Source organism: Natrinema saccharevitans (genome assembly GCF_001953745.1).
Taxonomy (GTDB): domain Archaea; phylum Halobacteriota; class Halobacteria; order Halobacteriales; family Natrialbaceae; genus Natrinema; species Natrinema saccharevitans.
Window position 1 is genome coordinate 1,334,666 of record NZ_LWLN01000001.1, and the last position, 25,361, is coordinate 1,360,026.

Consider the following 25,361-nt stretch of genomic DNA (forward strand, 5'->3'; position numbering starts at 1 on the left):
CTCGATCCGGTGGATCAGTCGTCGGTGTCCGTCTCGGACTCGAGGCCGACGACGGCCCGAGCCAACACGTCGGCGTAGCCCGACGCCGTAAGCTTCAGCGTCGGGACCCCGGGGAAGGTCAGCGTCTGGGCAGTCAACAGCGGCCAGTCGATGTCGACGCCGCCCTCGCGGAGGGCATCCTCGAGCGCCTCGAACGCGGCGGCGAACTGCTCGGGCGGGAGTTCGGCGGCGGCCCCGGCGACCGGCATGGCGAGGTCGGCGACCACCTCGCCGTCGCGGGCGATTGCGAACCCGCCGCCCAGCGAGGCGACGCGGTCGGCGGCGACGACGGCGTCGTCGGTGTCCGCGGCGACGGTCACCAGCCCGGTCGCCTCCCAGACGGCCGAGGTCGCGAGGGCTCCCGACTCGAGGCCGAAGCCCGTGAGGAAACCGGTGAAGCCCCGCTCGTCGGTCGTCGGGTCGCGATCGAAGATCGTCGCGGTGAGGACGTCGTTCTCCGGGTCGGGGCCGAGTCGGCAGCTCGAGTTGTCCGGACCGTCGACGACGGCGGCGTCGGCGGTCGTCTCGGTCGTCACGAGCCCGCGATCGACCGCCATCGCGCGAACGGAACCTCCGGGCGCGGCTGCGAGCGGCGCGGTGAACCGCTCGGGCGAGACGTCGACCGAGACGGTGTCGTAGACGTAGTCGGGGTAGGGGTCGGTCCTGGCGTCGACGAGGGGCTCGCCGTCGGCGACGACGACCTCGCCCTCGGAGAGGACCGTCTCGACGGCCATCGACTCGAGGTCGTCCACGACGAGGAGGTCGGCGACGGCACCGGGCGCGACGACGCCCCGATCCTCGAGTCCGAAGTGGGCGGCGGTGTTCCGGCTCGCGGCGTCGATCGCGTCGGCGGGTTCGATCCCGGCGTCGAGCAGTCGGCGAACGATCTCGGCCATTCCGAAGCCCTCGAGTAAGTCGCCGGGCCAGACGCCGTCGGTCGACAGCGAGACGCTCCCCGGATCGAGGTCCGGAAACGCCTCGATCAGCGCCGGCAGGTCCTCCCGGATCGAGCCACAGCGGCCGACGACGTGGATCCCACTCTCGGCTCGCTCGCGGATCCCGTCGGCAGAGATCGCCTCGTGATCGTTGTCGACGACGGTCGCGAACGCGCGCAGCGACTCGCCCCGACAGCCAGCGCCGTGACCGACGATCGGAAGGTCGCGGTCGCGAGTGCGCTCGTAGAGGTTCTCGACCGGCGCGTCGCGGCCGACGACGTGGATCCAGTCGATCTCGCCGACGCCGACGACCCGCTCGTGATCCAGCAGGTCGGAGAGCGCCTCGAGTTCGGCCGGCGTCCCCGTCGCCGGTTCGAAGGTGTCGACGAAGTCCTGTGGCGGCAGGGAGACGTAGGCCGAGACGGGCGCGTCGGCGGTTCGCTCGAGGAAGGTCTCGACGCCGCGGCTGCCAAAGAGCAGCCCCAGTCCGGAGCTTTCGGTGACGATCGAGGTAGTCCCCGACGCGAGCAGGTGGGGCACTTCGCGATCGAACAGCAACTGGATGTCGGCGTGGGTGTGGGCGTCGATCAATCCCGGAAGGACGACGCTGTCGGCCGCCGAGACGACCGTCGTCTCGGGGCCGGTGACCGAATCGGCGTCCGCGAGCACGGCGGCGATCCTGTCGCCGACGATCGCGACGTCGAGATTGCGGAAGTCCCGGCGGTTCGAGCGGTACACCCGCCCACCCTCGACGACTACGTCGGCGGTCGCCCCCTCGCGCTCGAGCGCGACCGGCTGTAACTCGTTCATAGCGGGAGATGCTCGCGGAGGGACGTATGTCAATCGATCGCGTAACGCTCGAAATCGCCGACAGGGACCGGCGTCGAAATTCGTCCTCTGCGGTAGGACTATATACGCAGCTAACCTTTCTACGGGTGAGAATCGATGAACAACCACTTCCACGACAGCCGGTATTACCTCGCTCGCGCCGCCGAACACGCTCGTCTGGGCGTTGCGGAAACGCTCAGCCCCTACGTCGATCGCGTCCGATCACGGCTCGGACTCGCGGTCGAAGCAGAGTCCGAACCGAGTCGGCTCGAGGGGGTTCGGGACGAGGCGATCGGCCTCGAGCGGCGTGCTGCGATGCGGATTCGTGGCGTCGTTGGCGGTGTGCGTGGGCGGGTCGATGGTGGTCGCTCGAGCGACGCCGACGACCGCTGAAAGGAAGTCTTAAGTCAGACGCACGGGAAGGGCCTCGTGCGGGTTGGTGATCTAGTCCGGTTATGATACCTCCTTCACACGGAGGAAGCCGGCGGTTCAAATCCGCCCCAACCCATTTCTGACGACACACGGACGAGGAGCGTAGCGACGAGTCCGTGTCGTCAGAAATCGTTACGGGCGATTTGAACCCAGAGGACGAGCGAAGCGAGTCCTCGTGGTTCAAATCCGTCCCAACCCACTCGTTGCCTTGCGCCTCGAAAACCGTAGACAGCGTAGGGAGAATTGGAGGTGAAACCAGTATCCGCTACCGGCTGAAAACGCGGACGAACAGAGAAGGATCTTCGACCGTACCGTTACGGCATTTAGTTGCGGGAGTTCGGGCAATCTGGTGGACGGAGACAGCACTGAAGCCGACAGTCGGGGTTAGCCGTCCGCACAGTGGTCGAGGTCACGACAGAGCCAGTCGGCGATCTCCGTCGCGAGTCTTCGGTGGGCCTCTGGAGTCGAAATCCGTGCCGGCTGGCCGCCGCGCTGGCCGCTGTACCACCCTGCCTGTGAGTGATTCATGCCTTCGATACGGCTGATGCTGTGGTCCGGCGGGAGGTTGTCGCGGTTGGCTGCGAACCGGTCACGGTCGAGTACCGCGTCTCGAGTGCCGAGAACGGCTACCGTCTGCGTCTCCTCGATCGGTCGATCGCAGTACGAGCCGACGAGGACGATCCCGTCGACTGTGTCGCCGTTATTTCCGGCATACCGACACGCCATCGAGCCGCCGAGCGAGTGGCCGCCGACGACCCATCGAGAGACCTGCGATTCGCCGTCGACGACCGCGTCGGTGCGACCCTGAGAGAAGACCGCGAGGTTCGTTCGCATCTTCGGGATCACGACTGTGGCGTCCGCGCGCTCGGCGATCCGAGTCGCTGTCGGAAGATACGCGTCGGGCGCAACCCGTCCGCCCGGATAGAACACGAGTCCCAGCCGGTCGGCGTCGGAGTCGGCGTCCGATACGACGTACCCACCGTAGGCCTCCGTCACGCTGACGTTCGCGTCCGCTCGAGCGGCCTCTCGAACGTCTTCGGGTGCGTGGTGGGCGAAGATGCCGAAGTACGCGTAGAACCCCATACCAGCCAGAATGACGAGGACTGCGACAACCGCGAGGGCGTGGATCGCGACGCGCCGTCGTGACCGCTCCGCGATCCACTCGCGGACGTCGTTCCCGGCCGGCCCATTCATATCGTAGGCCCACGCCGGGTCACAGTATCAGTCTATCGCCGCTCGCGGATTATGGATGTGGAGACCCAGGATCCGTGTGCTGATGTCGCGTTACGGACTGCTGAACGCCAGAATCGATCGAACTCTTGACGGAGTCGGCACCGCCGTGGTCGATACTATCGAACACGTTACTGATGCTACAGTAACACCTGAAACGATTTACACACCGATCGCACAGCCGTCGTGCGATCGGGTGTGCAATGACGGTCAGTGGCTACTGTAGTCCGTGATCGACGGCTGGCCTACGAATCGTCTCCGGTCGCTACTGCCGCGGGCGGCTGGCGACAGCCACAGGGTCAGGCATAGCATTCACCGGAGCCGAGACAGTGGGTGATCAACACGTCACGGCCACAGCGTGAACACGTCCCGAGCGTGCCGTCGTCACTCATCTCCCGTCACCCCGTGTGCCGAAGTTCTCGGACGGCGATCTCGGGCGGCGCTGGCCGCGTCGCTCGAGCCAATTGCGATCGAATACCGACGCGCTACGGATCGTGCGAGACTTTTATACTCCTCGAGTGAGCTTACCGAACGCGTTCGCCGCCATCCTTTGGCGTCCTCGGCACCAACATATGACGGGGATCAATACGTGCGTCTCTCGAAGGGTGCGCTCCTCGTCATCGTGGCCGTCCTCGTCCCGATCGTCGTCGAGTTACGAACGGCCCTCTCGTGGTTCGGGATCACGTTGTCCGTCCTCGAGACGGTCGTCGTCGGGCTGGCGGTTGTCGCCGCCATCCTGGCCTGGGCGGTGTGGCCACAGGAAGACGAGTCGGCGATGGACGAACACCGGTCCGACTAACGGCGTTCTCGCAGGTGCGGACTCGGCGGGCCGCCGTCCGGTCCCGGCCCGTCCCGTGAATCACGACTCCCGAATGCCGTCCTCGCGTCACGTCTCTCGACGGGCGAAGGCGAGTTCCGACGGCTCGTACGTGTATCGGTTGATGCCGTGTTCCTCGCAGTGATCGGCCAGTTTTCCGGACCAGACGTCCTCGTCGTCGAAGGCGTTCAGGAAGGCGACGGTGACGTCGGTTCCGTCGGCGGCGCGCTCGACCACGACGGCCGCGTCCGGATCGTCGTGGCTGGGCTTGATCACGCGGTCGCCGGGGACGTAGGGGTTCGCCGCGAACGTGAGGTTCTCGTGGTTGTAGGTCCAGCGTTTGATCTCCTGATCGTCGCAGTAGGACGCGAGGATCGCGGGGTGGTACTCGCGCCAGTCGGCCGGCCCCTCGTCGAGGACGTTCGGGAACGTGACCCGGACCGCCTCGCCGTTTAGCTCCTGTCCGAACGCGCCCGTGTTCTTTTCGGGTGGCAACACCTCGACGACGACGCCCACCGACGGGTCGTCCTCCCCGGCCTTCACCACGCGATCGCCCGGCTCGAAGGGGTTCTCCGGCTTCTGGTTCATGTGGGCGGTGTTCGGCCCGAGATCGAGCAGTTCGTTCATCGGTCGGGCCGCGAGGTGGTCGAGCTTTGCCGGCGCGTCGCCCGAGTACTCGGCCTCGGTCTCGACTTTCGATTGCAGCGTCTCGAGCCGTTCCCAGCCCAGCAGGATGAGGCTGTCCTCGTTGTCCCGGTGCCAGACCATGACGACGATATCGTCGTCGGGATCGCGTTCGACGAGCGATTCGGGGAGAAAGGCCGAGACGTCCCGCGAGGACTTCACGTCGACCTCGTAGCCGAAAACCTCGAAGTCGTGCCCCGCGAAGCTTTCCGGGTTGCACCGGCGGATCGCTTCCTCGTTGTTCCACTCCCACATCTCGACCGGGAGATACTCCCGACAGAACTGTTCGAACGCGAGTTCCCCGAGATTGCCGATCCGCTTGCCGTCCACGTCGTCGGCCCCCTGAATGACCGCCTGATGATGTGCGCGTTCGTGATCGCTATCGTCCGGCGTGTACCGATACATCGACTGTATATCCAATCCGTGCGACATGAATCTTCGCGTTTCAGTCGGGCGATTTCCTACCCACGATACGGATTACCGGAAGTCAGTATCGGGGCGACCGCGACCGCCTGCGGTCGTCGGGGCCAAGTGACAGCAGGCCGCATGGGCCCCTCGAGAACGCTCGACCGGAGACGGTCGCGATGAAACTTAAGCCCCTTCGGATGGTATGGATTTACATGGCGTACCAGTTGCAGTGTGACAGCTGTGACCTCGAGCGGGAACACGCAGATTGGGCGGACGCCAACAGAGCGGCCAGGGATCACGAGGCGAACTACGGCGACCACTGGGTGCGGATCGTCGACCTGCGCGAGGCCTGAGCAGCGCGTTCACTCGGGGTCGTCGGCCTCGTCGAGCGCCGCCGTCAGGATCGCGGTGTGGACCGTGCGGCTGTCCGTTTCCTGAATCGTAGCCGCCGCCTGGAACCGCTCGCGGGCGCGGGCTACCGTCTCCGGGTCCGCGGCGAGTTGCGCGAGTTCGAACGCCTCGGGGTCGACGGCTCGAGCGGCCTCGAAGTCCGCCGCGTCGTAGAGGTCGGCGAAGTCCGCGACGAGGTCGGCGACCAGCTGGGCGGTCGCGTCCGCGCCCGGATCGCCGACCGGCACCGAGGACACGGTCGGCTCGAAGTAGTCAGCGTAGTCGACGACGCCGGCCTCCTCGTAGAGAACCGCCTCGAGCGCGTCGAAGACCGACGGCGAGGCGTAGACGCCGAACAGTTTGTATCGATCGTCGCTGGTCATCGCGTGCGTCGACTCGATCCGACGCGCTCGAGCCGGATAAATCCGGCCGCCGGTCGGCCGCGAACCTGTCACTGAGCGCGACTTGAACGATCGGCCGTGACGGACGCCGACGGTATAAAACGTTTTAGCGCCGAATCCCGAACCGCGAGACGTGGCTTCTCGCGTTCCGAATCCGTTCCGGTGGCTCCTGCTCTCGATCGGGTTCCTGCTCGCGCGGGTCGGCGTCGTCGACCGGGAGCGCGTCGTGCGGACGACGGACCTCGCGTGGCCGCGGATCGTCACCGGGATCGCCCGGATGTCGAAGTCGGCGGCGGACGTGGCGATGGTCGGCATCGCGCTGGGGCCGGCGGCGATCGCCGGCGTCGGCTTCGCGACGCCGTTCTGGGCGCTCGCGTTCGCGATCGGCGGTGGGGTCGCCGGCGCGACGATCGGACTGGTCTCCCAGCGGTTCAGCGCGGGCGCGTCCGAGCAACTCTCGCTGGCGGTGACGACCAGCGCGCTCGTCGTCGTCGCGCTCACCGTGCCGCTGGCGGCCCTGTTCTGGCTCGTTCCCGAGGAGCTTATCGGACTCGTCGGTGACGACGCCGCGGCGGTCGCTTACGGTGCCGACTACCTCCGCGTCGTCGCTCTCGGGGTTCCCGTCGCCGCCCTGAACCTGATCGGCAGCCGTACCCTCGTCGGTGCCGACGACGCGTGGACGCCGATGGCGCTGCGAGCCGGCGGTGCCGCCGTCAACGTCGCGGTCAACGCCGTCCTGCTGTTCGTCCTCGAGTTGGGCGTCGTCGGGGCGGCGATCGGCACGGTACTCGCGAACGTCCTCGTGCTGGCGGCGTTCGTCGGGGGGTTCGCGTTCGGCCGGCTCCCGCTGATCGGCGAGTTCCCGGTCGAAATCGACCGCTCGCGGCCGTACACGACTCTCGAGGACGTCCGGAACGTGATCGAGATCGGGACGCCGCTCGTCTTTACCAACGTCGCCCGCCGGGGCGCGCAGTTTCCCATGCTCGCGATCGTCGCCCTGTTCGGCCCGAACGTCGTGGCCGCCTACGTCGTCGCGCGCCGGGTGCGGGATCTGATGGACACGCCCGGCTGGGGGTTCTCGCTGGCCTCGAGCAGCCTGGTCGGGCAGGAACTGGGCACCGGCGACGAGGGCGACGCCGACACCTACGGCTGGGAGGTGCTGTGGTTCGGGACCGCCGTCTACCTCTGTAGCGCGGCGCTGGTCCTCGTCTTCGCCGAGCGGGTCGGACGGCTCTTCGTCGACGACCCCGCGATCGTGCCGCTCGTGACGACGTTCATCGTCGTCGCCTGCGTGAGCGTCGTCTTCCGCGGCATCAGCGGCGGCGCGACCGGCCCGCTGCGCGCCAGCGGCGACACCCGCTGGCCGTTCTACGGGCAGGTCCTCGGGCTGTACGCGTTCGCGCTCCCCGTCGCCGCCCTCGGTGCCGTCGCCGTCCCGCTGCCGGGCCTCGAGGTCGTGACACCGCTCGGTATCGGGGCGCTGTACGCCGCACTGATCCTCGAGACGCTCGTCCCGGCTGCCGTCACCTACTACCGGTTCGCCGCCGGCCACTGGAAGGCCATCAGTCGCGGCTACCGACCCGAGTCTTCGCCCGGCGATTGACCGCGCGGCCCGCCGTCCCGACCCGCGAGTGCGGCACCGATCGCTCGAGTATCTCTCTACCGTTCCCACCACAAAAGTGCTAGCGGAGTATTATAGTGCCTATGCTTATATTTTTGTCGGCCTGGACGATCGATCGGTGATCGGAATCGTACGGAAGGCCCGACAGTAGCCCGCGTAAATCCGCCGAAAGACTCGAGATGATACCGTTCGACTCCGACGATTCGAATTCAGTATCTCGCCCGCGAATATTTTTGATTCAGCACTCAAAGACCCACTATATCGATGAATTCGACAGTCAGGCTTTCCGTGTGGCATTTGAATCTCGATATATCTATTATTGTATGTATGGCAGATGTTATCGAGTTCCCGAGTGGTTGACCGGCCCGCCGACTGTCGTCGGTTCCGGACAGCGAACGCCCGTGGGGATACTGGTCGTCGAACGCTAGATCTCCTCGACGTAGGTGTACGACTCCGACAGCGCCTCGGCGTCCTCCCGGAGCAGGGCGACGACGAGGCAGTCGACGTACTCCTCGAAGTAGGCCACGAGGTCGGCGATCCGGTTCGAGTCGATCGCCTCGAGCGAGTCCAGCAGCATGAACGGAACGACCTCGTAGACGTCGTGGACCAGATAGCCGGCCAGCGCGAAGACCAGCCCGGTGACCTCGCGTTCGCTCTCCGAGAGGTGGTCGACGGTGTCCTCGTAGGTCCGGCCGTCCTCGGTCGTCCGGACGATGTGGAGGTCGAAGGCCGTCCGCGAGACCTTCCGTCGACCCTCCCGGACCGTCCGCTCGCGGCGCTCGATCCAGATGCGGTCGATGTTGCGGTACTCGAGGATCGAGAGGATCGAGTCCATGTGATCGTTGAAGGCGTCGACGGCGTTCTCCTCGATCCGGTCGACCCGGGTTCGGAGGTCCGTCAGTTCGTCCTCGACCGTCTCGCGACGCCCCTTGAGGTCGCTTCGCTCCTCGATCTTCCCTTCGATCTCCGCGATCCGCGCGTCGACCTCGTCGCGTTCGGCCTCGAGGTCCTCGAGTTCGAGTTCGAGCCGGTTCAGTTCGCGGTGGGTGTCGATGACCTCGCCGTACTCGGCGTTCTCGTAGGTTTCGGTGTCCGACTCGAGTTCCTCGACGCGCGCCCGCTGGTCCGCGAGGTCGCCCTCGAGGGCCTCGATTCGGTCCGCGCGGCGCTCGAGTTCGTCCTCGACGGCCTCGAGTCGCGTTTCGATCTCGCCGCGCTTTCGGCGTTGCTCGCGCAGTTCCTTTCGCCGGTCGGAGAGTTCGTCGATCCGCTCCTGCAGGTCGCTGCGCTCGTCGAGTTTCCGCTGGCGGAGCGAGCGCAGTCGGTCGAGCGTCGCCTCGATCCGGTCGCGGTCGACCCGGGAGCCACACGTCCAACAGACGACGTCGTCCGAGTCCGCCAGCAACTGGTCGGTGACGTCGCCGTCGTCGTCTCCGACTGCTTCGTCGTCGACCTCGAGATCGACGTCGAAGCCGTCCTCCGCGAGCCGTTCCTCGTTGAACCGGATCACGCTCTGGAGTTCGCTGACGGTCGTGTCGAGCGACCGCTTTCGGTCCCGAAGCTCCTGGACGCGACCCTCGAGGCGATCCGGCGACTCGGGATCGTCGTCGAGCGCCTCGAGTTCGGCCGCGAGGTCGTCGCGTTCGGCCTTAAGTTCGGCGCGGCTCTCGCGTTCGGTCTCGAGGTCGTACTCGATCGACTCGAGTTCGGTCCGGGCCTCCTGCAGGTCCGCGAAGGCCGACTCGATCGCGTCCTTTCGTTCGCGGCTCGCCTCGACGTCGAGGTCGAAGGCCTCGAGGTCGGCCTCGAGGTCGGCAATCTGCTCTTCGGTCGCCTCGATCTCGTCCGCGAGCGCGACGCGGTCGGCCTCGAGATCTGGCAGTTCGCTGTCGAGTTGGGCGAGTTCCTCGAGCCGTCCGTCGAGGTCGCGCTTTTCGGCCTCGAGTCGGCTGATCTCCGCCTCGATCTCGTCGGTATCGATCGGCCGCATGATGAGCTCGCGGAGATCGTCACCGCTTCTGACCGCGCGCCGGGCCTCGTTGGACTCGAGCAGGAAGGCGAACAGGTCCGCGAGTTCCGGCTCGTCGAGATAGGGGTCCCCGTCGAAGACGACCTCGCCGTTGCGCCGCGTCAGCGAGCGCGTGTATCGCTCGTCGTCGAAGGACAGCTCGACGCGACCGGCGTCCGCGTCGCCTTTCAGCGACGAGCGCCGACTGCCGAGCGCCGCCATGATCGTCTGCAGGAACGACGTGCGGTTCGTCGCGTTTCGCCCGGTCAGAACGTTCACACCGGGCGCCAGTGTGACCTCGGTGCTATCGATACCGCCGATGTTCTCCGCCGCGACGGTGATCGACGAGGTGACTGACTGTTGAGATGACACGAGCCTACTTTCTCGCCGCTGAAATAAATGCTATGTGGTTACGGCCGGTCTCGCATCGGGATCACGCGGCGTCGGGCGCGTCGCAGTCACAGCCGCCTCGATCGAGCAACTCGGCGATCCCGTAGTCGGCACCGCAGTTCCCACAGATCGCCCGGACGTCGACGAACACCTCGTACTCCCGGTCGGTAATCTCGTCGGCGTTCCCCAGTTCCTCGAGCGTCGACTCCGTGATGACCTGGGTGCGCCCGGCGAGCCGTTGGACGGTCTCTTTCTTCCGCTCGATGCGGTCCTCGGTGTCCTCTTCGGGGAGGGAGGCGTCGCGAACGTCCGTGAGATAGGAGTAGATCGTCTGATGGGTGACGAAGTTCGACTCGACTGCGTCGACGTCGACGCCCGCACGCTCGAGTTCGCGCCGTCGCCGAACCGCGTCGGATCGCGGCGCGTCGTCGTCGGTCAGCGTTCGATAGAGCGACTCGATGTCCGTATCGAGGGCCGAGCCCCCTGCCTCCCGCACGGCGGCACGGAGGACGGCCTCGTTGAATTCGGTCGCGAGGTCCCGGAGGCTCGTTCGGTCCGTTCCGTCGCCGATCCACTCCGCCTCCAGGCGCTCCCCCCACTCCTCGAGGTCGTACTGGTCCATCACTCGTTCGACTTTCGTTCGCCGCCCACCACGCGAGCCGTCTGTCATACCGGATGGCACCGCGGCCTATCGTACAAATGTTGTGGTCGTCTCCGGTTCGGTCGGGCCGGCGGTTACCGGGCGAACTGCCGTTGCTGACCGGCGAGTCACCGCCGAAATCATAATCATTGTTGTATTATAATTGACGGACGAATGCCATACTGGGTCGAGACTGATCTCGTCGGAATTGGGGCTCGACGGGGTAAAATCCTGTCTTGCAGTAGTGAACCGAATCGGTCCCGATCGGAATGCGGGATAACAGTAAAATAGTTTATTGTTTAGTAATCGGTTTTGGTAGGGGATCGACACCCGGTCCGACGGGCGATCGGTCCGAACCGACCGCGGCGCTCACGATTACACGGCTATGCCTGTAAGCTCCGACGGTCAGCCGCCCGGTATCGTTCACCACCACTGAACGATCGACGATCGAGTCGAGCCCTTCGGAAGCGGCGCGTGACCGATGCTCGTTACCAATGGTCAGTATCGCCCGAATCGGGGTCGTCCGCGGGTCGAGGAGGTCATCTCCGGCCCGCGATCGTCCGGTTCCCGTATCCGGGTGGACAGCGGCCGCGCGATTCCGGACCAGTCCGACGGGGAGAACTATCGTTCCCCCTCGGCAGCGGGCAGCGACAGCCGTACACTTTTATCGGTCCGCCGGAGAGACGTGATCACAAGATGGACGAAGACGCACTCGAGTATCACGGGACCGATCCACCGGGCAAGATCGAGATTTCGACGACGAAACCGACGAACACCCAACGAGACCTCTCGCTGGCGTACTCGCCGGGGGTCGCGGCGCCCTGCCGGGAGATCGACGCGGACGCGGGCGAGGCCTACCGATACACGACGAAGGGCAACCTCGTCGGCGTCGTCTCGAACGGTTCGGCGGTCCTCGGACTGGGGGACATCGGCGCACAGGCCTCCAAGCCGGTCATGGAAGGCAAAGGCGTGCTGTTCAAGCGCTTCGCCGACATCGACGTCTTCGACATCGAACTCGATCTGGACGACACGGGCGCGTTCGTCGAGGCGGTCGCGGCCATGGAGCCGACCTTCGGCGGAATCAACTTAGAGGACATCGCCGCGCCGGCATGTTTCGAGATCGAAGAGCGCCTCCGCGAGCGGCTCTCGATCCCGGTCTTCCACGACGACCAGCACGGCACCGCGATCATCACCGGGGCCGCGCTGCTCAACGCCGTCGAGATTTCGGGGAAGGACCTCGCCGACCTCGAGGTCGCCTTCGCCGGCGCGGGCGCGGCCGCGGTCGCGACCGCGAAGTTCTACGTCTCGCTGGGCGTCCGCCGGGAGAACATCACGATGGTCGACATCGACGGGATCCTGACGACCGAGCGGGCCGAGGCCGGCGACTTAAACGAGTACAATCGCCAGTTCGCCAGCGACGTACCGGAGGGCGGCGTCGCCGAGGCGATGGACGGAGCGGACGCCTTCGTCGGGCTCTCGACCGGCGACATCGTCTCCCAGGAGATGGTTCGCTCGATGGCCGACGATCCGATCATCTTCGCGATGGCGAACCCCGACCCCGAAATCGACTACGAGTCCGCCAAGACGGCTCGCGACGACACCGTCATCATGGCCACCGGCCGGTCGGACTACCCGAATCAGGTCAACAACGTCCTCGGGTTCCCGTTCCTGTTCCGCGGGGCCCTCGACGTGCGCGCGACCGAGATCAACGAGGCGATGAAGGTCGCGGCGGCCCACGCCCTGGCCGAACTGGCCAAACAGGACGTTCCCGACTCGGTGGTCAAGGCCTACGGCGATCAACCCCTGCAGTTCGGGCCGGATTACATCATTCCGAAACCGCTCGATACGCGAGTCCTGTTCGAGGTCGCACCCGCAGTCGCGCGGGCGGCCATCGAATCGGGCGCGGCCCGGGTCGAGCGCGACGTCGACGAGTACGTCGAACGACTCGAGGCGCGGCTGGGCAAGTCCCGCGAGATGATGCGGGTCGTCCTCAACAAGGCCACGTCCGATCCCAGGCGGATCGCGCTGGCGGAAGGGACCGACGAGACCATCGTCCGCGCGGCGGCCCAGATGGTCGACCGGGGCGTCGCGGAGCCGGTCCTGATCGGCGACGAGGACGAGATCCGTCGGACGGTCGCGGACCTCGCCCTCGAGTTCGACCCCGACGTGGTCGATCCCGAGAGCGGCGACTACGGCAACTACGTCGACCACCTCTACGAGCGCCGCCGACGCAACGGCGTGACCCGCCGCGAGGCCGAGACGATGATCCACGACGACACGAACTACTTCGGCAGCGTGATGGTCGACCGCGGCGACGCCGACGCGATGCTCACCGGGCTGACCAACCACTATCCCTCGGCGCTGCGGCCGCCGCTACAGGTGATCGGCACGGCCGACGACGCCGACTACGCGGCCGGCGTCTACATGCTGACGTTCAAGAACCGCGTGGTCTTCGTCGCCGACGCGACGGTCAATCAGTCCCCCGACGCCGACGTCCTCGAGGAAGTCACCCGCCACACCGCCGAGCTGGCCCGCCGGTTCGACGTCGACCCCCGGGCCGCCCTGCTCTCGTATTCTGACTTCGGGAGCGTCGACAACGACGGGACGCGAAAGCCCCGAGAAGCCGCACAGCGGCTTCGCGACGACCCGGACGTCGACTTCCCCGTCGACGGCGAGATGCAGGCCGACACCGCCGTCGTCGAGGAGATGCTGACCGGTACCTACGAGTTTAGCGACCTCGAGAAACCGGCGAACGTGCTGGTCTTCCCGAATCTCGAGGCGGGCAACATCGGCTACAAACTGCTCCAGCGGCTGGGCGGGGCCGAGGCGATCGGCCCGATGCTGGTCGGGATGGACGAACCGGTCCACGTCCTCCAGCGGGGCGACGAGGTCACGGACATCGTGAACCTCGCGGCCGTCGCGACGGTCGACGCGCAGGGCAACGAGTCCTGATCGTCCCGGCCGACACGCATCGGTTCCGGAGTTCGATCGACGGGCGCTCGAGACAGCGTGAGCGTTCCGCCATGCCATGACAGACACGAGTACGTAACGAATCCCCCGTTCGGCTTCTGGAGCGGCCGCCTACACGCAATCACATAACAAATATTATATAGCTGTGTATACTATAGGTATTGTTTCTGGGAGACGAAACGAGTTCCAGGCGCTCGGGCAGTGTAGAGCAGGTGTGCTTCGAGACGAAAACCGGTATTAGCCCTGTACTCCGCTTTAGTACCTCGAACACTTCGTACCCGCCCACCGACGTCCCACTCAGTTCCGAGTCTCCCACTACCGAAAAGCCCACTGTAGAGCCACTACAGACGCAATCTCGGCGGTCCTCCGATATCGGCGCGTAATCTCACCACTCGAGCGTCTGCTCTCCAATCCTGCCCAGAATAATATATTTTAACTGATTATTTGGTAATCTCCTCGGATACGATATAGTTTCGAGAGCCGGGAACATCGGCCGTCGAGGCCGTCGGCCGGAGAACGACCTAGGTAGGCCAAGAAATACGGGCGGCGCTGTATCCCCCCTGCTCGCTTCACTCGCTGAGGAAGGGGGCTTAGCGCCTCAATTCAGCTAAACGCTGCAACGGCCGATTCGCTCGGTTGTTGTTACCTCCCTCTACTCCGAAGTCGACGGCGCTCGAGTCGACCAGTCGCTCCGCCAGACGAGCGATACCCGTCGGTGATCGAGGCGATACAGTTTATACACCACAAATTCGTTGCGCCGAACACACCGATTATCGGTTGTCGCCGTTCGATAGTCGCTCCCGATCGCGATCGGTGCGAACCCGGTCGTTCCATGGAAGTAGCTCGCGACAACAGAAATGAACTCTATATGGGTTTATGACAGATCGGTCACGTACCGCACACACTTTTGTACTCGCTGACCGAACAGTCAGGATATGCGAGCAGCCGTACTCGAAGAACATGGGGAACCGCTCGCGGTCAAAGACGTCGACTATCCCGAGCCCGAGCCGGATCAGGTCATCGTCGAGACCGAGGCGTGTGGGGTCTGTCGCAGTGACTGGCACGCCTGGCAGGGCGACTGGAACTGGGTCGGGGCCGGCGTCCCGGAGGGCCAGATCCTCGGTCACGAGCCCGCCGGCGTCGTCTCCGAGGTCGGCTCGGAGGTCGAAACCCTCGAGGAGGGCGACCGCGTCGCGGTCCCGTTCCACCTCGGGGACGGCACCTGTCCGCACTGTCGCGAGGGGCGTGCGAACAACTGCGAAACCGTGCTTCCGCTGGGGCTGTCGGAGTACTCTCAGGGCGCGTTCGCGGAGGCGTTCGCCGTCCGGGAAGCCGACTTCAACTGCGTCGAACTCCCCGACGACGTCGAGTACGACGAGATGGCCGGCCTGGGCTGTCGGTTCATGACGGCCTACCACGCGCTGGCCGACCGCGCCGACCTCCGGCCGGGCGACTGGGTCGCCGTCCACGGCTGTGGCGGCGTCGGCCTCTCGGCGATTCACATCGCGAACGCGCTGGGGGCCCACCCGATCGCGATCGACCTCGTCGACGACAAACTCGAGCGCGCCGAGGAACTCGGCGCCCGCGAGACGATCAACGTGACCGAGGTCGACAGCGCAGCCCGGGAAGTGCAGGCGATCACTGACGGCGGGGCGGACGTCTCCATCGACGCGCTTGGCGTCGCCGAGACCTGCAAGAACTCGGTCAACAGCCTCGGCACGCGGGGCAGCCACGTCCAGGTCGGCCTGACGACCGGCGAGGAGGAGGGCCAGATCGAACTCCCCGTCGACGTCATGACGATGCAGGAAATCGACTTCCACGGCTCTTTCGGGATGCCGCTGGTCCGCTACGAAGAACTGTTCAAGCTGATCGCACAGGGCACCCTCGAGCCGAGCAAGATCATCGGCGAGCGACTCTCGCTCGACGACCTGCCGGAGACGCTGGCCTCGATGGACGACTACGAGACGGTCGGCATCCCGGTCGTCACGGAGTTCTAAGCGGCGAGTTGGCCGCCGCTGGCGACTCGAGCGTCGGAAACCCCGGGCGGGGCGGGAACCGCCCTGGGCGTGAGAGACATGAGCGTACTCGAAGCGGGGCGAGTCCACATCCGAGCGATCCGGGCACGAACGCACGCAATCGGCTGATTAGCGCGTCGCCGTTGACCGAACGCGTACCCGGCGGGGCCTTTCCTCCCCGCAGGCCGGACAATGCAGTCGGGAGTCATTGTTATGCAGTCACTTGGCCGGCGGTAGTCCCCTCGAAGCGGACGCAGGCGGTGTATAACGCCGGTGTAGCCGGCTGCTACGTGTCAGTGGTCACCTGCCACAATCGAATCTCGGCTTGCCTGCGACGGTTCCAAAGGGATGGCGCTGGACGCCGTGTCGGTCCCTATGAGCGACGCCATCGACGCCGGCCCGCTCCGGATCGGCATCGTCGGACTTGGCTACATCGGCAGGACCGTCGGGGGACAGTTTCATCGCCACGCGGAGGCGACCGTCGGCGCGATCTGCGACCTCGAGCCGTCGGTTCGCGAGGCGGTCGGCGACCGGTTCGGGGTCCCCGCTGACCGCCGATTCGCCGAGTACGAGACCATGCTCGACGAGGCGGCCCTCGACGCTGTCCTCGCGGGGACGCCACACACCCTTCATTATGGACAGGTCGTCGCCGCCCTCGAGCGGGGCTGTCACGTCTACTGCGACAAACCGCTCACGACCGACCTCGAGCGCGCTCGCGACCTCGCCGACCGCGTCGAGGGGAGCGACCGGACCGTGATGGTCGGCTACCAGCGACACCTCCAGACGGCGTTTCGACGGGCCCGAGAGCGGTTCGCCGACCCCGACCGCGATCCCGAGTGGGTGACCGCCTCGATCACGCAGGACTGGATCGACGACGCCCGCGGCACCTGGCGGCTCGATCCGGACCTCTCGGGCGGCGGCTTCCTCTACGATACGGGCAGCCACGTCCTCGACGGCGTCTGCTGGACGACCGGCCTCGAGCCCGCCTCGGTCGCCGCGAGCATGGACTTCCACGACGACGCACAGCGGGTCGACCGCCGCGCCCACCTCGACGTCGCGTTCGAGAACGGCGCGACCGGGACGTTTGCGTTCCACGGCGACGCGCCGTCGGTCCGGGAACACGTCCATCTGTGGGACGGCGCGGGCGCGGTCTACCTCGAGGGGGCCCAGTGGGGTCCCCGCGAGGTCCGGGAGATCGACGCCGACGCCGGCGAGTATACTCCCTACGTCGATCCCCGCGACGAGCGGTCCCGGGCCGACGCCTTCCTCGAGAGCGTCCGCGAGGGGACCGAGCCCCCGGCGACGGTCCGGGACGCCCTCCGGGTGACGGCGCTGACCGAAGCGGCCTACGAGGCGGCGAGGAGCGGGGAGCGAGTCCCCGTCGACGACTGAGCGTTCCGGGTCGCGGCCACGCCTCGAGTCCGGTTCGACGCCGGCCGGGAGCCGTCGAATCGGTGCCCGGTAATAACGACGTTTCGTCGGGAAAGACGAGTTTGTGTCCGCCGAACGGTCACGGAATCATCGGTCCGCGTTCCCGCTTCTGTCCGGCGGTTACGTGGTGGTTACTCGGCCGGACGGGGGCGAGAGCGCCGCCGGCGTCGCCGCGGAGGGCCTCGAGCGGCCGAAGCCCCGGTAAGAGGGCGATAGCTACCCGTCGCTTTCGGTTACAAGCCGGATAACTACAACCGGTCGTGGCTATCGAACGGGTATGATCACCTGCACTAACTGCGAGACCGCCCAGTTCCTGCAGATCACGCAGAGCCGCGTCTACTTCGAGGACGGCGAGATGATCAACGAGATCTCCGAGACCTACGAGTGTACGCTCTGTGGCGCGACCGGGAAGTACGTCTACGACGAGGACCGCGACGAGGAGACCGTCACCGGCGAGGTCGAACACACGACCGAGCGCCCGAAGTACGCCTGACCGCCGGCCCCCGTTCGGGGGCATCCGACCGCGAGTCGACCCGCTCTCGCCGATCTCGAGTGCGGTCCCCGCGCCGATCCTCCTCACTCTTCCCCGTTCGTTTTTCCTGTCTCGTCGACGCCGGCGTGTGAACTGCCGATTCCGAGTTCCTCGAGGCCGTCGAAGGCCGCGTCCGAGCCGTCGTTCTCGAGTCCCGTCTCCGCACCGTCATCCGCTGCGTTCGCGGGCGGCCCGTCGTAGTGGGTGCAGCGACCGGCGGCCGCCATCCGCCGGTGGGCGTCCCAGTCCTCGAAGAGCCCGTACTCGTTCATCGTCTCCATGCCGGCGATCGCCGCGGTGAGCTTGATTCCGATCAGCGGAATCTCGGCGATCGAGACGATCACGTCCGCGCGAAGGATCGCCCCGTCCCGGAGCAACACGTCGAGGACGTCGACGAGGCTCTCGTCGTCCTTTCGCGGTCTCATGGTTGCGGATCCGCGCGATCGCCGTCGGTTCCGTCGCCGTCGCCCCCCAGCTCGGGCGCGAACGTGTACGGCGGCCACGGCCCCGTGAACCTGACCTCGAGGCCGTCGATCGCGGCCACGTCGTCGAGGACCGAGCCGATCGCGCCCTCGTCGTCCTCGTGGGCCAGTAGGGTGAGCCGCGCGAGGGTCTCGCCGTCGTCCGCTTTACTCTCCGACGCTCCCGCACCGCTGCCGGCCAGGTCGTCCGACAACCCCGCGCTCGGCGACCGCTCGAGGGCGTGGACTTCCCGGGCCGCCGTGGCCAGTCGCTCCCGCAGGTCGGCGGTCACCGACTCCCGGCGGGCCGCCCGGAGTTCGGTCAGCCGCTGGTCGAACTGCTTCTCGAGCAGGAAGGCGGTCCCGGCCTCGGCGTCGGCGATCCGCTCGGCGAGTTCGCGCAGGCGGTCGTCGCGATCGATCAGCGCTGCGTCGTCGACTGGGTCGATCTCGACGACCTCGACGCGGTACTCCCAGTGGCCGGCGAGTCCGTCGAGCGCCCGCTCTAAGATCGCCCGCTCCTCGCGGAGCCACTCGCGGAGGCCGTCGTCGTCGCCCCGGAGGATCGTATCGAACTGGAAGGGAACCGGCGTGCCGAAGTCCTGCCCCGCCTCGTCGACGACCGTCTGGTGGCGGACGAGCCAGCGTCGGATCTGGGCGAAATCTCCGGAGTCGTAGACCCCGTCGCAGGCATGGACGACCGCGCCGATGCCGTCCGCGACGACGACCGACACCGGCTCGCCGTCGACGCCGGTCGTCTCGAGCGCGGCGTCCTCGTCGGCCCGGACGAGACAGTAGAGGTACCGCCCCTCGTCGATCGACGGGGCGTCGGCGGGGTCCGCGGTTCCCACCCCCTCGATCGTCTCGAGTCGGTCGGCGGGTTCCTCGAGGTCGCGTTCGCTCACTCGGACTCACCCCCGAAAACGGAGTGGCCGGGCTGCGTCGTCGCCGTCGGCTCGCCGCGGAGCTGTTCGATCGCGTCGTTGACCAGCCCGTCCAGATCGCTCCGGAGGTCGTCGACGCCGTCCTCGATTCCCTCGTCGTCCTTGAGCCGCTCGATCTCGGCCTCGATCCTCGCGAGCTGGCCGCCCAGCCGCTCGATCTCCTCGTCGGAGAGGCTCCCCGACTCCATGCGCCGGACCGCCTCGCGCTCGAGGGCGTCGATCAGGATCTCGACGACGGCGACGACCAGGGTCACCAGCCCGTCCCGTGCGTCGTCGCCGTTGCCGACGTCGATCGCCGTCACGGGTCGTCACCCCCCGATTCGGGTTCGCCCTCCGTCTCGGGCGCGGCCGCATCGCCCTCGGTGCCCTCGTCGCTCGAGTCTGCGTCGTTGCTCGAGCCGGTATCGCCCGAGCCGTCATCATCGTCGCTTACCAGATCGAACCCGCCGCTGGTGGGCCGCTCGGGGCCGGGTCTGGCACCGGGCCGTTCGCTGACCAGTTCCTCGTCGCCGACGGCCAGTTCGCTCTCGGTCGACTCGTTTCCCCCGTCGTCGCTCGAGGAGTCCGACTCGCCGTCGGCGTCTCCCTCGGCCGTGACGTTGACGCCGCGGGTCGGATCGATCGCCGGGTTCGGCCGGTCCATCTCCGCGACCTCGGGATCGTCGACCGCTTCGGCGACCCGGCGCATGTCGGTTCCCTCGGGGAACTCGAGGCCGTACTTCGCCGCGGTCTCGAATGAGGCGATGGCGGCCCGGACCTGCACGCCGAGCAGCTGGGTGTCGCCGATCGAGACGGCGATGTCGGCGTTGATGACGATCCCCTTGTCGAGCAACATCTCGACGACCTCGGCCAGGTCGGCCTTCTGGCGGCTGGGCTGGAAGTCATCGGGCACCGCGATCACCTCCGGGGCGGCTCGCCGCGGCGCGGTCGGTCGTCGCACGCACCTCGCTGTCGGTCGGTCGTCGGAGTGGTGGGTCGGTCATCGTTGGCTCTCCTGTCGGCTCATCGCTTGCCCTCCTGTCGTTCGGTCCGGCGCTGGCGCTCCCGCTCGAGTTCGAACCGGCGGCCGTAGATTCGCTTGCGGGTGGGGGCCGTCGAGAGCTTCACGTCCTGTGGTACCGTCGCGTACCGGGCCCCGCCGCCGAGGTCGCGCCGGTCGACGGGCATCGTCGAGGACGCCGTCGGGTTCCGCGAGTTCGTTCCCCTGTCCTGCCGGCGCATCTTCTCGCGGTTGCACTCGTACAGTCGCTCGAACTTCTCGTGGATCTCGAGCAAGGCGGCCCGGAAGGTGTCGATGCCCTGCATCGCCTGCTGCTGGATGGCGACCTGGTAGGCCTCCGGATCCTCGGCGACGTCGATGTCGCCAAGCGCCTGCTTGGCCGCGAACCCGGCGTCCATGCCGGTGTCGAGGACGCCGTCCCCGTCGTCGTCGAGGAGGCCCTCGCCGTCGTCCCCGCCGTTCGCGACGTCCGAGACCGCGTCCTCGAGCAGCCCCGCGTCGTCGCCGTCCTCGAGGTCGCCGACGACGTCGTCGAGTTCGCGTTTGTTCTCCCAGAGGTCGGTCAGGTCCGCGGCGTTCCAGGCGTTCAAGAGGTCGATCGCGTCCAGCAGTGCCGTGAAATCGACGAGGTCGGTCGCGCCCGTCTCCTCGTCGATCACTGCGTCGGGAATCTCCCCGAGTTCGATCGCCGCGAGCAGTTCGTCGCCGTCGACCGCCTCCGGCAGTTCGCTCACGTCCATCGACTCGAGCAGTTCGGCGGTCTCCTCCGCGACCCTGACGAGGGTATCGAGGTCGCCCACGACCGTCTCGAGGGTGTCGTCGTCGATCGTCTCGCTGTCCGCGAGGGTTTCCTCGAGTTGGCCGACGCTCTCGGTCGCGTCCTCGAGCAGTGCGTCGAGGCCGTCCTCGGACTCCGTCTCGTTCATGTCTGGCCTCCGGCGTCCCCCTCGTCGTCCGTCTTTTCGTCGCCGCCCGTCGTCTCCCGGCGGACGCGGACCGTCAGGACGCCGTTGTTGATCACTGCGTCGGAGGTTCGCTCCTCCCAGAGAACCTCGATCCGATCGAGTTCGGTCCCGTCGACGGCGACGACGAGCGTCGAGTCGTCGAACCCGACGGTGACGTCGGCCGGGTCAGCCCCGGCGACGTCCGCCGTGACGAACAGTTCGCCCTCGTGTTCCCGGGTGGCGACGTGGTGGTCGCTCGAGGGACCCGAGGACCGAACGCGACGGTTCCGTAATCGATCGCGGGCGGCCGTCTCCTCGCCCGGCCCCTCACCGAACGAACGCCGCTCCGACGACGTGTCGCGGGTGAGATCGCCGCCGGAGCGGATCGAGATGTCGTAATCGAAGACCGCCCGGTCGCTCCGGCGACGGCCCGCGGTCGACGTCGTATCGCCCTCCAAAGACTCCAGTGCGGACAGCAGGCTCGAGAGCCAGCTGTCGTTCTCGTAGTCGCTGTCGTCGGCCGATTCGTCCCGGTCGCGGTCGTCGGGGGTGCTATCGGTCATTATCCTTTCACCTCTACGCGGCCGCTCGAGAGCCGTTCGTGAACGTCACGGGCGACCTCGAGGTCCGCCTCGAGTCGCTCCTTGCGACGCCGGTACTCGTCCTCGTCGCGCTCGCCGAGTTCGTACAGCAGTTGGTTTTCCTTGAGCTGGGCCTCGAGGGACTCGATATCGTACAGTTCATCGAGCGCGATCGAGTGGAGGGCGTTGACGATGCCGACGAGCGGTCGGAACAGGAGGTCGTCGAGGACGAACATGGTTACTGGGTGCCGATCTTCACGTCGACGAAGCTGTAGGGCGCGAACGGCCCGGTGTACCGGACCATAAGTTCGTCGTGGTCGTCCTCGACGCGGGCGATCTCGTCGTCGAACGCCGCCCGGTCGTCCTCGGCGACGAGATACGAGCGGTTGTATACGAGCCGGTCGCTGAACAGGTCGTTCTCGACGGTCTGCGCGGCGATGGGATCGAGGCGCTCGCCGACCTCGGCCTCGATCGCCTCGCGGTCGACGTCGGCCCCGTCCTCGCTGACGAGTTTGAGCCCGAGTTCGACTTCGCCCTCGATGTCGCTTATCGCGCGTCGGAACGCGGGTCGCGCACCGCGCAGGACGTTCTTCAACGCCCGGTCGCTCTCGAAGGCCATGCCGAACTGCATCGGGACGACGGTCGTGCCACCGTCGTAGTCCATGATCTCGCGGAGGACCTCGTCGTGGCGCTGTGCATCCTCGTCGGTCTCCTCGGGGTCGGTGGTGTCGATGTCCGAGACGACGGCCCCGAGCCGGCGATGCGAGATGGTGTAGACCCGCTCGGCACCGGCGACGGCCTCGGTCTCGAACTCGACGGTGTCGGCTTCGACGACGCCGTAGACGTATCGATTACTCATCGTTTCAGTAGGGGTGATAGCAGTACTCGTTCGAACGCTGTGGAGTACTCGCGTATCGTCGGGGCTACACCACCGTCTCGGGTTACCGTGGTGCTTGCAGTCGCAGTCCCCGTCGCCCTCGCGCTCGTGAGTTCGTTGCCGGCCGAACCGCTTCCGCTGGCTTGCGGTCGCAGTCCAAGCCGTGTTACGGACTCCCGCTGAAGAGCGGGTGTATGGCACAGCCACAACGAAGGCCCGACTCCTCGAGTCTCGCGGAAGTACTGGACCGCGTCCTCGACAAGGGCGTCGTCATCGACGTCTGGGCGCGGATTTCGGTCGTCGGGATCGAACTCCTGACCATCGAGGCCCGCGTCGTGGTCGCCTCGGTCGACACCTTCCTGCACTACGCGGAGGAGATCGCAAAAATTGAGCAGGCCACGGCGGAGGGCGACCTCGACGAGCTGGAGGAACTCGAGGTCGAGCCCCGCCCCGAATCGTCGCCGCAGTCCGCGGAGTAGCCCGCCATGGCAGACGCCACGTCGCGCAAGCGAACGGTCCGCGGCGCGAAGATCCGGGCCAGTCGCGAGCAGAAGGACGGCCACAGAGCGAAAAAAGAGCTCGCGCGAACGGCATCGAACGTCGGCGAACGCAACGGCGACAGTCCCCTCTCCGACCCCGGGCGTCGTCCCCGACCCGTTCGTCGAGACCGAACTCGAGATCGTCGTCGGCACCCGGGCGGCGATCACCGCCGCGCAGGGGCTGACCGTCTTCGACGGCCACGACGGGGACGGCGAGCTCGACGACGAGACGCTGACCCACGTCTTCACGGACGTCCTCGCGCCGAAGGTCGCCGGCGAGGACGGCGGCGACATCGAGGCGTTGCGAACGCGAATCGGCGAGACGATCTGAGCCGAGACGGAGGCGATCGACCGACCCAGATACCAATGGCCGAAGCCGACACGCAATCACGAGCGCAGCGCAAGGCCCGCACGGCGGACGGTGAGCGCTGCTCGCGACCGGCCGGCGAGGACGGCTTCTGCTACCAGCACGACGAGAGTGATCCAACAGTGAGCGACAGTCAAGCGAGTCAGGAGGAGGAACAGGGCGAGAGCAAGGAAATCGAGGAGCCCCGCTCTCGCGGAACGACCCACATGACCGCCGACGAGATGACCGACCCCGACGAGGTCGAGGCGGAGGTCGACGTCGAACAGGAGGAGATCGCGGGCATCCTCGCCGTTCGCGAGACGGTCCAGTCGACCGCGGGCCAACTCATCGGCCACGAGTTCGACGGCGTCAGCGAGATCTCGCCGACCGACGACGGCTGGCGGGCCGTCGTCGAGGTCGTCGAACGCAGAGCAGTCCCCGACACCCAGGACATCATCGGCCGCTACGAGATCGAACTCGACCCCGGCGCGACCGTCCACGGCTACCGCCGGGTCGACCGCTACCGGCGCGGCGACACCGCCCAGTTCGAGTGACTCGAGCGCGGGTTCAGTCGCGGTCGACCGACGCCTGCTCGAGTGGCAACGCCGGCCACCGCGTCGCTCACAGCCGTCGTCTTCTCCGCCGCTCGTCGCGCCAGTCCGGGCGTCCGCCGTCGGCGGCGAGCCCCGGGCGATCGCCGGGGTGCGGTGACTCGCGCGGCCGGTAGTCACAGCACCGGCCGGTGTAGTAGCGCCGGGCGAGGACCATCGCGGCGTTGAAGTCCGCGGCCACGGTGTCGACGTGGCAGTTCGGATTCGCGCATCGAACGGTCGTGTTCCGTTCTCGAGTTCCGAGGACGCCGCAGGCGTGACACTCCTGCGTGGAGTACGCTTCGGGCACCGCCGTCACCGGGAGTCGGTACTCGGCGGCGACGGCCCGCAGCCGAAGGTGCGCCGCGGGGAGGAGCCACGCGGAGACCCGATGTGCGTCGGGGTCGGTGAGCCACGCCCAGAGGTCGGGCCGGTAGTGGCTGTCCTCGGTGACCAGAACCGGGTCGTCGTAGGCGGTCGCGTACTCGCAGACCGTCCGCCCGGCGTCGTCGAGTTCGGCGACGATGGCGTCGCGGCGCTCGCAGAGGTCGTCGCCACAGACGGCGTGCGCGCCCCGCCAGTCCGGGAGGGCGACCGGGCAGGCCGTGTAGAGGTTGTATTCGCCGACGTCGACGCCGATCGCCGTTTCCGCGCGCGGGATCACCGCGAGCGGCGTCGGCGCGTTCGGACCGCAGCGATGCGTCTGTCGCGTCGGGACTTTGAAGGTCCCGTGAACTGTCAGTAGACATGGCTTGCGTCCCATGGCTGCGCGAGCCGCGCGGACCCGGTGCTGGCGGCACCAGTCCGCATTTTCCGAGCGGCCGTACGGACAGGCGGGACCGCGTGTAGCTCGCGTTACTTACTCAGCATCTCCTCCTCCAAAATAAGTACTCGGGCTATTTAGTCCGATATATCGGATGATATAGTCCGACAGAGGGCCGTGTTCGAATCAACTAAATGTCGATTCTCCCTTTCGACGATGATGAGAAAACCGGGAGATTGGATGCAACTCCCCACGGACAATTTCATTCTCGAAGCTCTCGATAAGGGTCTCGAGATCGGCCCCACGGCTATCGCGCGGAACATCGACAAATCACAGAGTACCGTTCACGAGCGGCTCCGTGTCCTTATCGAGTACGGGCTCGTCGAGAAAGTCGACGACGGCTACTACACGATCACTGACGCCGGTCACGCCTATCTCGAGGGCGAACTCGATGCGGATAGTCTCGAGGCAGACGACCTCGAATTGGATGACGGCTAACTGAATGTTGGTCGGCCGCTCGAGGCCAGTCCGCCGGATCAGTGAAT

General features: G+C 66.7%; 26 protein-coding genes and 1 tRNA gene. 12 read left to right on the forward strand and 15 right to left on the reverse strand.

The features are described 5' to 3' along the window. Positions 1-14: 14 nt before the first annotated feature. On the reverse strand, positions 15-1,784 hold the full coding sequence (locus A6E15_RS06765; protein WP_076144941.1) for an adenine deaminase C-terminal domain-containing protein: 1,770 nt from the start codon (positions 1,782-1,784) through the stop codon (positions 15-17). Positions 1,785-1,919: 135 nt separating this feature from the next. On the opposite strand from A6E15_RS06765, the gene A6E15_RS06770 reads away from it, so the two are divergent. Both A6E15_RS06770 and A6E15_RS06775 read left to right on the forward strand, forming a co-directional pair. Continuing rightward, positions 1,920-2,195 (forward strand): DUF7553 family protein, encoded by a 276-nt coding sequence (locus A6E15_RS06770; RefSeq protein ID WP_076144942.1) that lies wholly within the window; start codon positions 1,920-1,922, stop codon positions 2,193-2,195. 40 nt (positions 2,196-2,235) lie between these two features. Further along, positions 2,236-2,310, forward strand: a tRNA-Val gene (locus A6E15_RS06775). Positions 2,311-2,618: 308 nt separating this feature from the next. Here the strand turns inward: A6E15_RS06775 and A6E15_RS06780 are convergent. Beyond that, on the reverse strand, positions 2,619-3,428 hold the full coding sequence (locus A6E15_RS06780) for an alpha/beta fold hydrolase (protein WP_084177343.1): 810 nt from the start codon (positions 3,426-3,428) through the stop codon (positions 2,619-2,621). 625 nt (positions 3,429-4,053) lie between these two features. Here A6E15_RS06780 and A6E15_RS06785 point away from each other — a divergent pair. After that, complete coding sequence (locus A6E15_RS06785) at positions 4,054-4,263, forward strand: CbaC protein (protein ID WP_076144944.1); 210 nt, start codon at positions 4,054-4,056, stop codon at positions 4,261-4,263. A gap of 87 nt (positions 4,264-4,350) precedes the next feature. Here A6E15_RS06785 and A6E15_RS06790 read toward each other — a convergent pair whose 3' ends face one another. Beyond that, complete coding sequence (locus tag A6E15_RS06790; RefSeq protein WP_076144945.1) at positions 4,351-5,370, reverse strand: hypothetical protein; 1,020 nt, start codon at positions 5,368-5,370, stop codon at positions 4,351-4,353. A 215-nt stretch (positions 5,371-5,585) separates the two neighbouring features. Between A6E15_RS06790 and A6E15_RS20835 the strand changes: the two genes are divergently transcribed. Beyond that, entirely contained in the window at positions 5,586-5,726 is a 141-nt protein-coding gene (locus A6E15_RS20835; RefSeq protein ID WP_175607217.1) for a hypothetical protein, read from the forward strand. Positions 5,727-5,735: 9 nt separating this feature from the next. On the opposite strand, the gene A6E15_RS06795 is transcribed toward A6E15_RS20835, so the two are convergent. Next, complete coding sequence (locus A6E15_RS06795) at positions 5,736-6,146, reverse strand: hypothetical protein (protein WP_076148230.1); 411 nt, start codon at positions 6,144-6,146, stop codon at positions 5,736-5,738. 151 nt (positions 6,147-6,297) lie between these two features. Here A6E15_RS06795 and A6E15_RS06800 point away from each other — a divergent pair, with 151 nt between their 5' ends. Beyond that, the gene (locus A6E15_RS06800) at positions 6,298-7,767 is read left to right on the forward strand and encodes an MATE family efflux transporter (protein ID WP_076144947.1); all 1,470 of its coding nucleotides are present in this window, start codon (positions 6,298-6,300) and stop codon (positions 7,765-7,767) included. 442 nt (positions 7,768-8,209) lie between these two features. Here A6E15_RS06800 and A6E15_RS06805 read toward each other — a convergent pair whose 3' ends face one another. Then, positions 8,210-10,165 carry an archaea-specific SMC-related protein gene (locus tag A6E15_RS06805; RefSeq protein WP_076144949.1) on the reverse strand — a complete coding sequence of 652 codons (1,956 nt, stop codon included), beginning with the start codon at positions 10,163-10,165 and terminating at the stop codon, positions 8,210-8,212. Between the two features lie 61 nt (positions 10,166-10,226). Next, a complete protein-coding gene (gene rdfA, locus A6E15_RS06810) occupies positions 10,227-10,853 on the reverse strand; it encodes a rod-determining factor RdfA (RefSeq protein WP_175607218.1) in 627 nt (208 codons plus the stop codon). 666 nt (positions 10,854-11,519) lie between these two features. Between rdfA and A6E15_RS06815 the strand changes: the two genes are divergently transcribed. The 4 genes from A6E15_RS06815 (at position 11,520) to A6E15_RS06830 (ending at position 17,732) form a co-directional block, all read left to right on the forward strand. Beyond that, positions 11,520-13,775, forward strand: a complete 2,256-nt coding sequence (locus tag A6E15_RS06815; RefSeq protein ID WP_076144953.1) for an NADP-dependent malic enzyme — start codon at positions 11,520-11,522, stop codon at positions 13,773-13,775. Between the two features lie 953 nt (positions 13,776-14,728). Continuing rightward, positions 14,729-15,790, forward strand: a complete 1,062-nt coding sequence (locus A6E15_RS06820; RefSeq protein WP_076144955.1) for a zinc-dependent alcohol dehydrogenase family protein — start codon at positions 14,729-14,731, stop codon at positions 15,788-15,790. 366 nt (positions 15,791-16,156) lie between these two features. Continuing rightward, entirely contained in the window at positions 16,157-17,200 is a 1,044-nt protein-coding gene (locus A6E15_RS06825; protein ID WP_084177344.1) for a Gfo/Idh/MocA family protein, read from the forward strand. 316 nt (positions 17,201-17,516) lie between these two features. Then, a complete protein-coding gene (locus A6E15_RS06830) occupies positions 17,517-17,732 on the forward strand; it encodes a hypothetical protein (RefSeq protein ID WP_006182085.1) in 216 nt (71 codons plus the stop codon). Positions 17,733-17,815: 83 nt separating this feature from the next. Here the strand turns inward: A6E15_RS06830 and gvpM are convergent, their stop codons facing one another. From gvpM to A6E15_RS06870, 8 genes are all read right to left on the reverse strand, one after another. Continuing rightward, positions 17,816-18,196 carry a gas vesicle protein GvpM gene (gene gvpM, locus A6E15_RS06835; RefSeq protein ID WP_076144956.1) on the reverse strand — a complete coding sequence of 127 codons (381 nt, stop codon included), beginning with the start codon at positions 18,194-18,196 and terminating at the stop codon, positions 17,816-17,818. Next, the gene (gene gvpL, locus A6E15_RS06840; protein WP_076144958.1) at positions 18,193-19,137 is read right to left on the reverse strand and encodes a gas vesicle protein GvpL; all 945 of its coding nucleotides are present in this window, start codon (positions 19,135-19,137) and stop codon (positions 18,193-18,195) included. Before gvpL ends, gvpM begins: the two co-directional genes overlap by 4 nt. Beyond that, complete coding sequence (locus tag A6E15_RS06845; protein WP_076144960.1) at positions 19,134-19,478, reverse strand: gas vesicle protein K; 345 nt, start codon at positions 19,476-19,478, stop codon at positions 19,134-19,136. The genes gvpL and A6E15_RS06845 overlap by 4 nt, the downstream gene beginning before the upstream one ends. Beyond that, positions 19,475-20,077 (reverse strand): gas vesicle protein GvpJ, encoded by a 603-nt coding sequence (gene gvpJ, locus A6E15_RS06850; RefSeq protein WP_245800598.1) that lies wholly within the window; start codon positions 20,075-20,077, stop codon positions 19,475-19,477. The genes A6E15_RS06845 and gvpJ overlap by 4 nt, the downstream gene beginning before the upstream one ends. Before the next feature lie 101 nt (positions 20,078-20,178). Then, complete coding sequence (locus A6E15_RS06855) at positions 20,179-21,102, reverse strand: hypothetical protein (protein WP_076144961.1); 924 nt, start codon at positions 21,100-21,102, stop codon at positions 20,179-20,181. Further along, positions 21,099-21,683 carry an Hsp20/alpha crystallin family protein gene (locus A6E15_RS06860; protein ID WP_076144963.1) on the reverse strand — a complete coding sequence of 195 codons (585 nt, stop codon included), beginning with the start codon at positions 21,681-21,683 and terminating at the stop codon, positions 21,099-21,101. The genes A6E15_RS06855 and A6E15_RS06860 overlap by 4 nt, the downstream gene beginning before the upstream one ends. Further along, complete coding sequence (gene gvpF / locus A6E15_RS06865; RefSeq protein ID WP_076144964.1) at positions 21,683-21,937, reverse strand: gas vesicle protein GvpF; 255 nt, start codon at positions 21,935-21,937, stop codon at positions 21,683-21,685. Before gvpF ends, A6E15_RS06860 begins: the two co-directional genes overlap by 1 nt. A gap of 2 nt (positions 21,938-21,939) precedes the next feature. Then, on the reverse strand, positions 21,940-22,560 hold the full coding sequence (locus tag A6E15_RS06870; protein ID WP_076144966.1) for a GvpL/GvpF family gas vesicle protein: 621 nt from the start codon (positions 22,558-22,560) through the stop codon (positions 21,940-21,942). Positions 22,561-22,772: 212 nt separating this feature from the next. Between A6E15_RS06870 and gvpA the strand changes: the two genes are divergently transcribed. Then, a complete protein-coding gene (gvpA, locus tag A6E15_RS06875; protein ID WP_076144968.1) occupies positions 22,773-23,057 on the forward strand; it encodes a gas vesicle protein GvpA in 285 nt (94 codons plus the stop codon). A 426-nt stretch (positions 23,058-23,483) separates the two neighbouring features. Beyond that, entirely contained in the window at positions 23,484-24,017 is a 534-nt protein-coding gene (gene gvpO / locus A6E15_RS06885; RefSeq protein ID WP_076144969.1) for a gas vesicle protein GvpO, halophile-type, read from the forward strand. Between the two features lie 67 nt (positions 24,018-24,084). Here the strand turns inward: gvpO and A6E15_RS06890 are convergent, their stop codons facing one another. Then, complete coding sequence (locus tag A6E15_RS06890; RefSeq protein WP_076144971.1) at positions 24,085-24,717, reverse strand: zinc ribbon domain-containing protein; 633 nt, start codon at positions 24,715-24,717, stop codon at positions 24,085-24,087. A gap of 339 nt (positions 24,718-25,056) precedes the next feature. Here A6E15_RS06890 and A6E15_RS06895 point away from each other — a divergent pair, with 339 nt between their 5' ends. Then, positions 25,057-25,314, forward strand: a complete 258-nt coding sequence (locus A6E15_RS06895; protein WP_084177345.1) for a winged helix-turn-helix domain-containing protein — start codon at positions 25,057-25,059, stop codon at positions 25,312-25,314. Positions 25,315-25,361: the final 47 nt, after the last annotated feature.

Excerpts from the sequence above, each read along its gene's own strand:
- A6E15_RS06765 (WP_076144941.1), bottom strand. The coding sequence starts at position 1,784 with ATGAACGAGTTACAGCCGGTCGCGCTCGAGCGCGAGGGGGCGACCGCC.
- A6E15_RS06770 (WP_076144942.1), top strand. The coding sequence starts at position 1,920 with ATGAACAACCACTTCCACGACAGCCGGTATTACCTCGCTCGCGCCGCC.
- A6E15_RS06780 (WP_084177343.1), bottom strand. The coding sequence starts at position 3,428 with ATGAATGGGCCGGCCGGGAACGACGTCCGCGAGTGGATCGCGGAGCGG.
- A6E15_RS06790 (WP_076144945.1), bottom strand. The coding sequence starts at position 5,370 with ATGTATCGGTACACGCCGGACGATAGCGATCACGAACGCGCACATCAT.
- A6E15_RS20835 (WP_175607217.1), top strand. The coding sequence starts at position 5,586 with ATGGCGTACCAGTTGCAGTGTGACAGCTGTGACCTCGAGCGGGAACAC.
- A6E15_RS06795 (WP_076148230.1), bottom strand. The coding sequence starts at position 6,146 with ATGACCAGCGACGATCGATACAAACTGTTCGGCGTCTACGCCTCGCCG.
- rdfA (WP_175607218.1), bottom strand. The coding sequence starts at position 10,853 with ATGACAGACGGCTCGCGTGGTGGGCGGCGAACGAAAGTCGAACGAGTG.
- A6E15_RS06815 (WP_076144953.1), top strand. The coding sequence starts at position 11,520 with ATGGACGAAGACGCACTCGAGTATCACGGGACCGATCCACCGGGCAAG.
- A6E15_RS06820 (WP_076144955.1), top strand. The coding sequence starts at position 14,729 with ATGCGAGCAGCCGTACTCGAAGAACATGGGGAACCGCTCGCGGTCAAA.
- A6E15_RS06825 (WP_084177344.1), top strand. The coding sequence starts at position 16,157 with ATGGCGCTGGACGCCGTGTCGGTCCCTATGAGCGACGCCATCGACGCC.
- A6E15_RS06830 (WP_006182085.1), top strand. The coding sequence starts at position 17,517 with ATGATCACCTGCACTAACTGCGAGACCGCCCAGTTCCTGCAGATCACG.
- gvpM (WP_076144956.1), bottom strand. The coding sequence starts at position 18,196 with ATGAGACCGCGAAAGGACGACGAGAGCCTCGTCGACGTCCTCGACGTG.
- A6E15_RS06855 (WP_076144961.1), bottom strand. The coding sequence starts at position 21,102 with ATGAACGAGACGGAGTCCGAGGACGGCCTCGACGCACTGCTCGAGGAC.
- A6E15_RS06860 (WP_076144963.1), bottom strand. The coding sequence starts at position 21,683 with ATGACCGATAGCACCCCCGACGACCGCGACCGGGACGAATCGGCCGAC.
- gvpF (WP_076144964.1), bottom strand. The coding sequence starts at position 21,937 with ATGTTCGTCCTCGACGACCTCCTGTTCCGACCGCTCGTCGGCATCGTC.
- A6E15_RS06870 (WP_076144966.1), bottom strand. The coding sequence starts at position 22,560 with ATGAGTAATCGATACGTCTACGGCGTCGTCGAAGCCGACACCGTCGAG.
- gvpA (WP_076144968.1), top strand. The coding sequence starts at position 22,773 with ATGGCACAGCCACAACGAAGGCCCGACTCCTCGAGTCTCGCGGAAGTA.
- gvpO (WP_076144969.1), top strand. The coding sequence starts at position 23,484 with ATGGCCGAAGCCGACACGCAATCACGAGCGCAGCGCAAGGCCCGCACG.
- A6E15_RS06895 (WP_084177345.1), top strand. The coding sequence starts at position 25,057 with ATGCAACTCCCCACGGACAATTTCATTCTCGAAGCTCTCGATAAGGGT.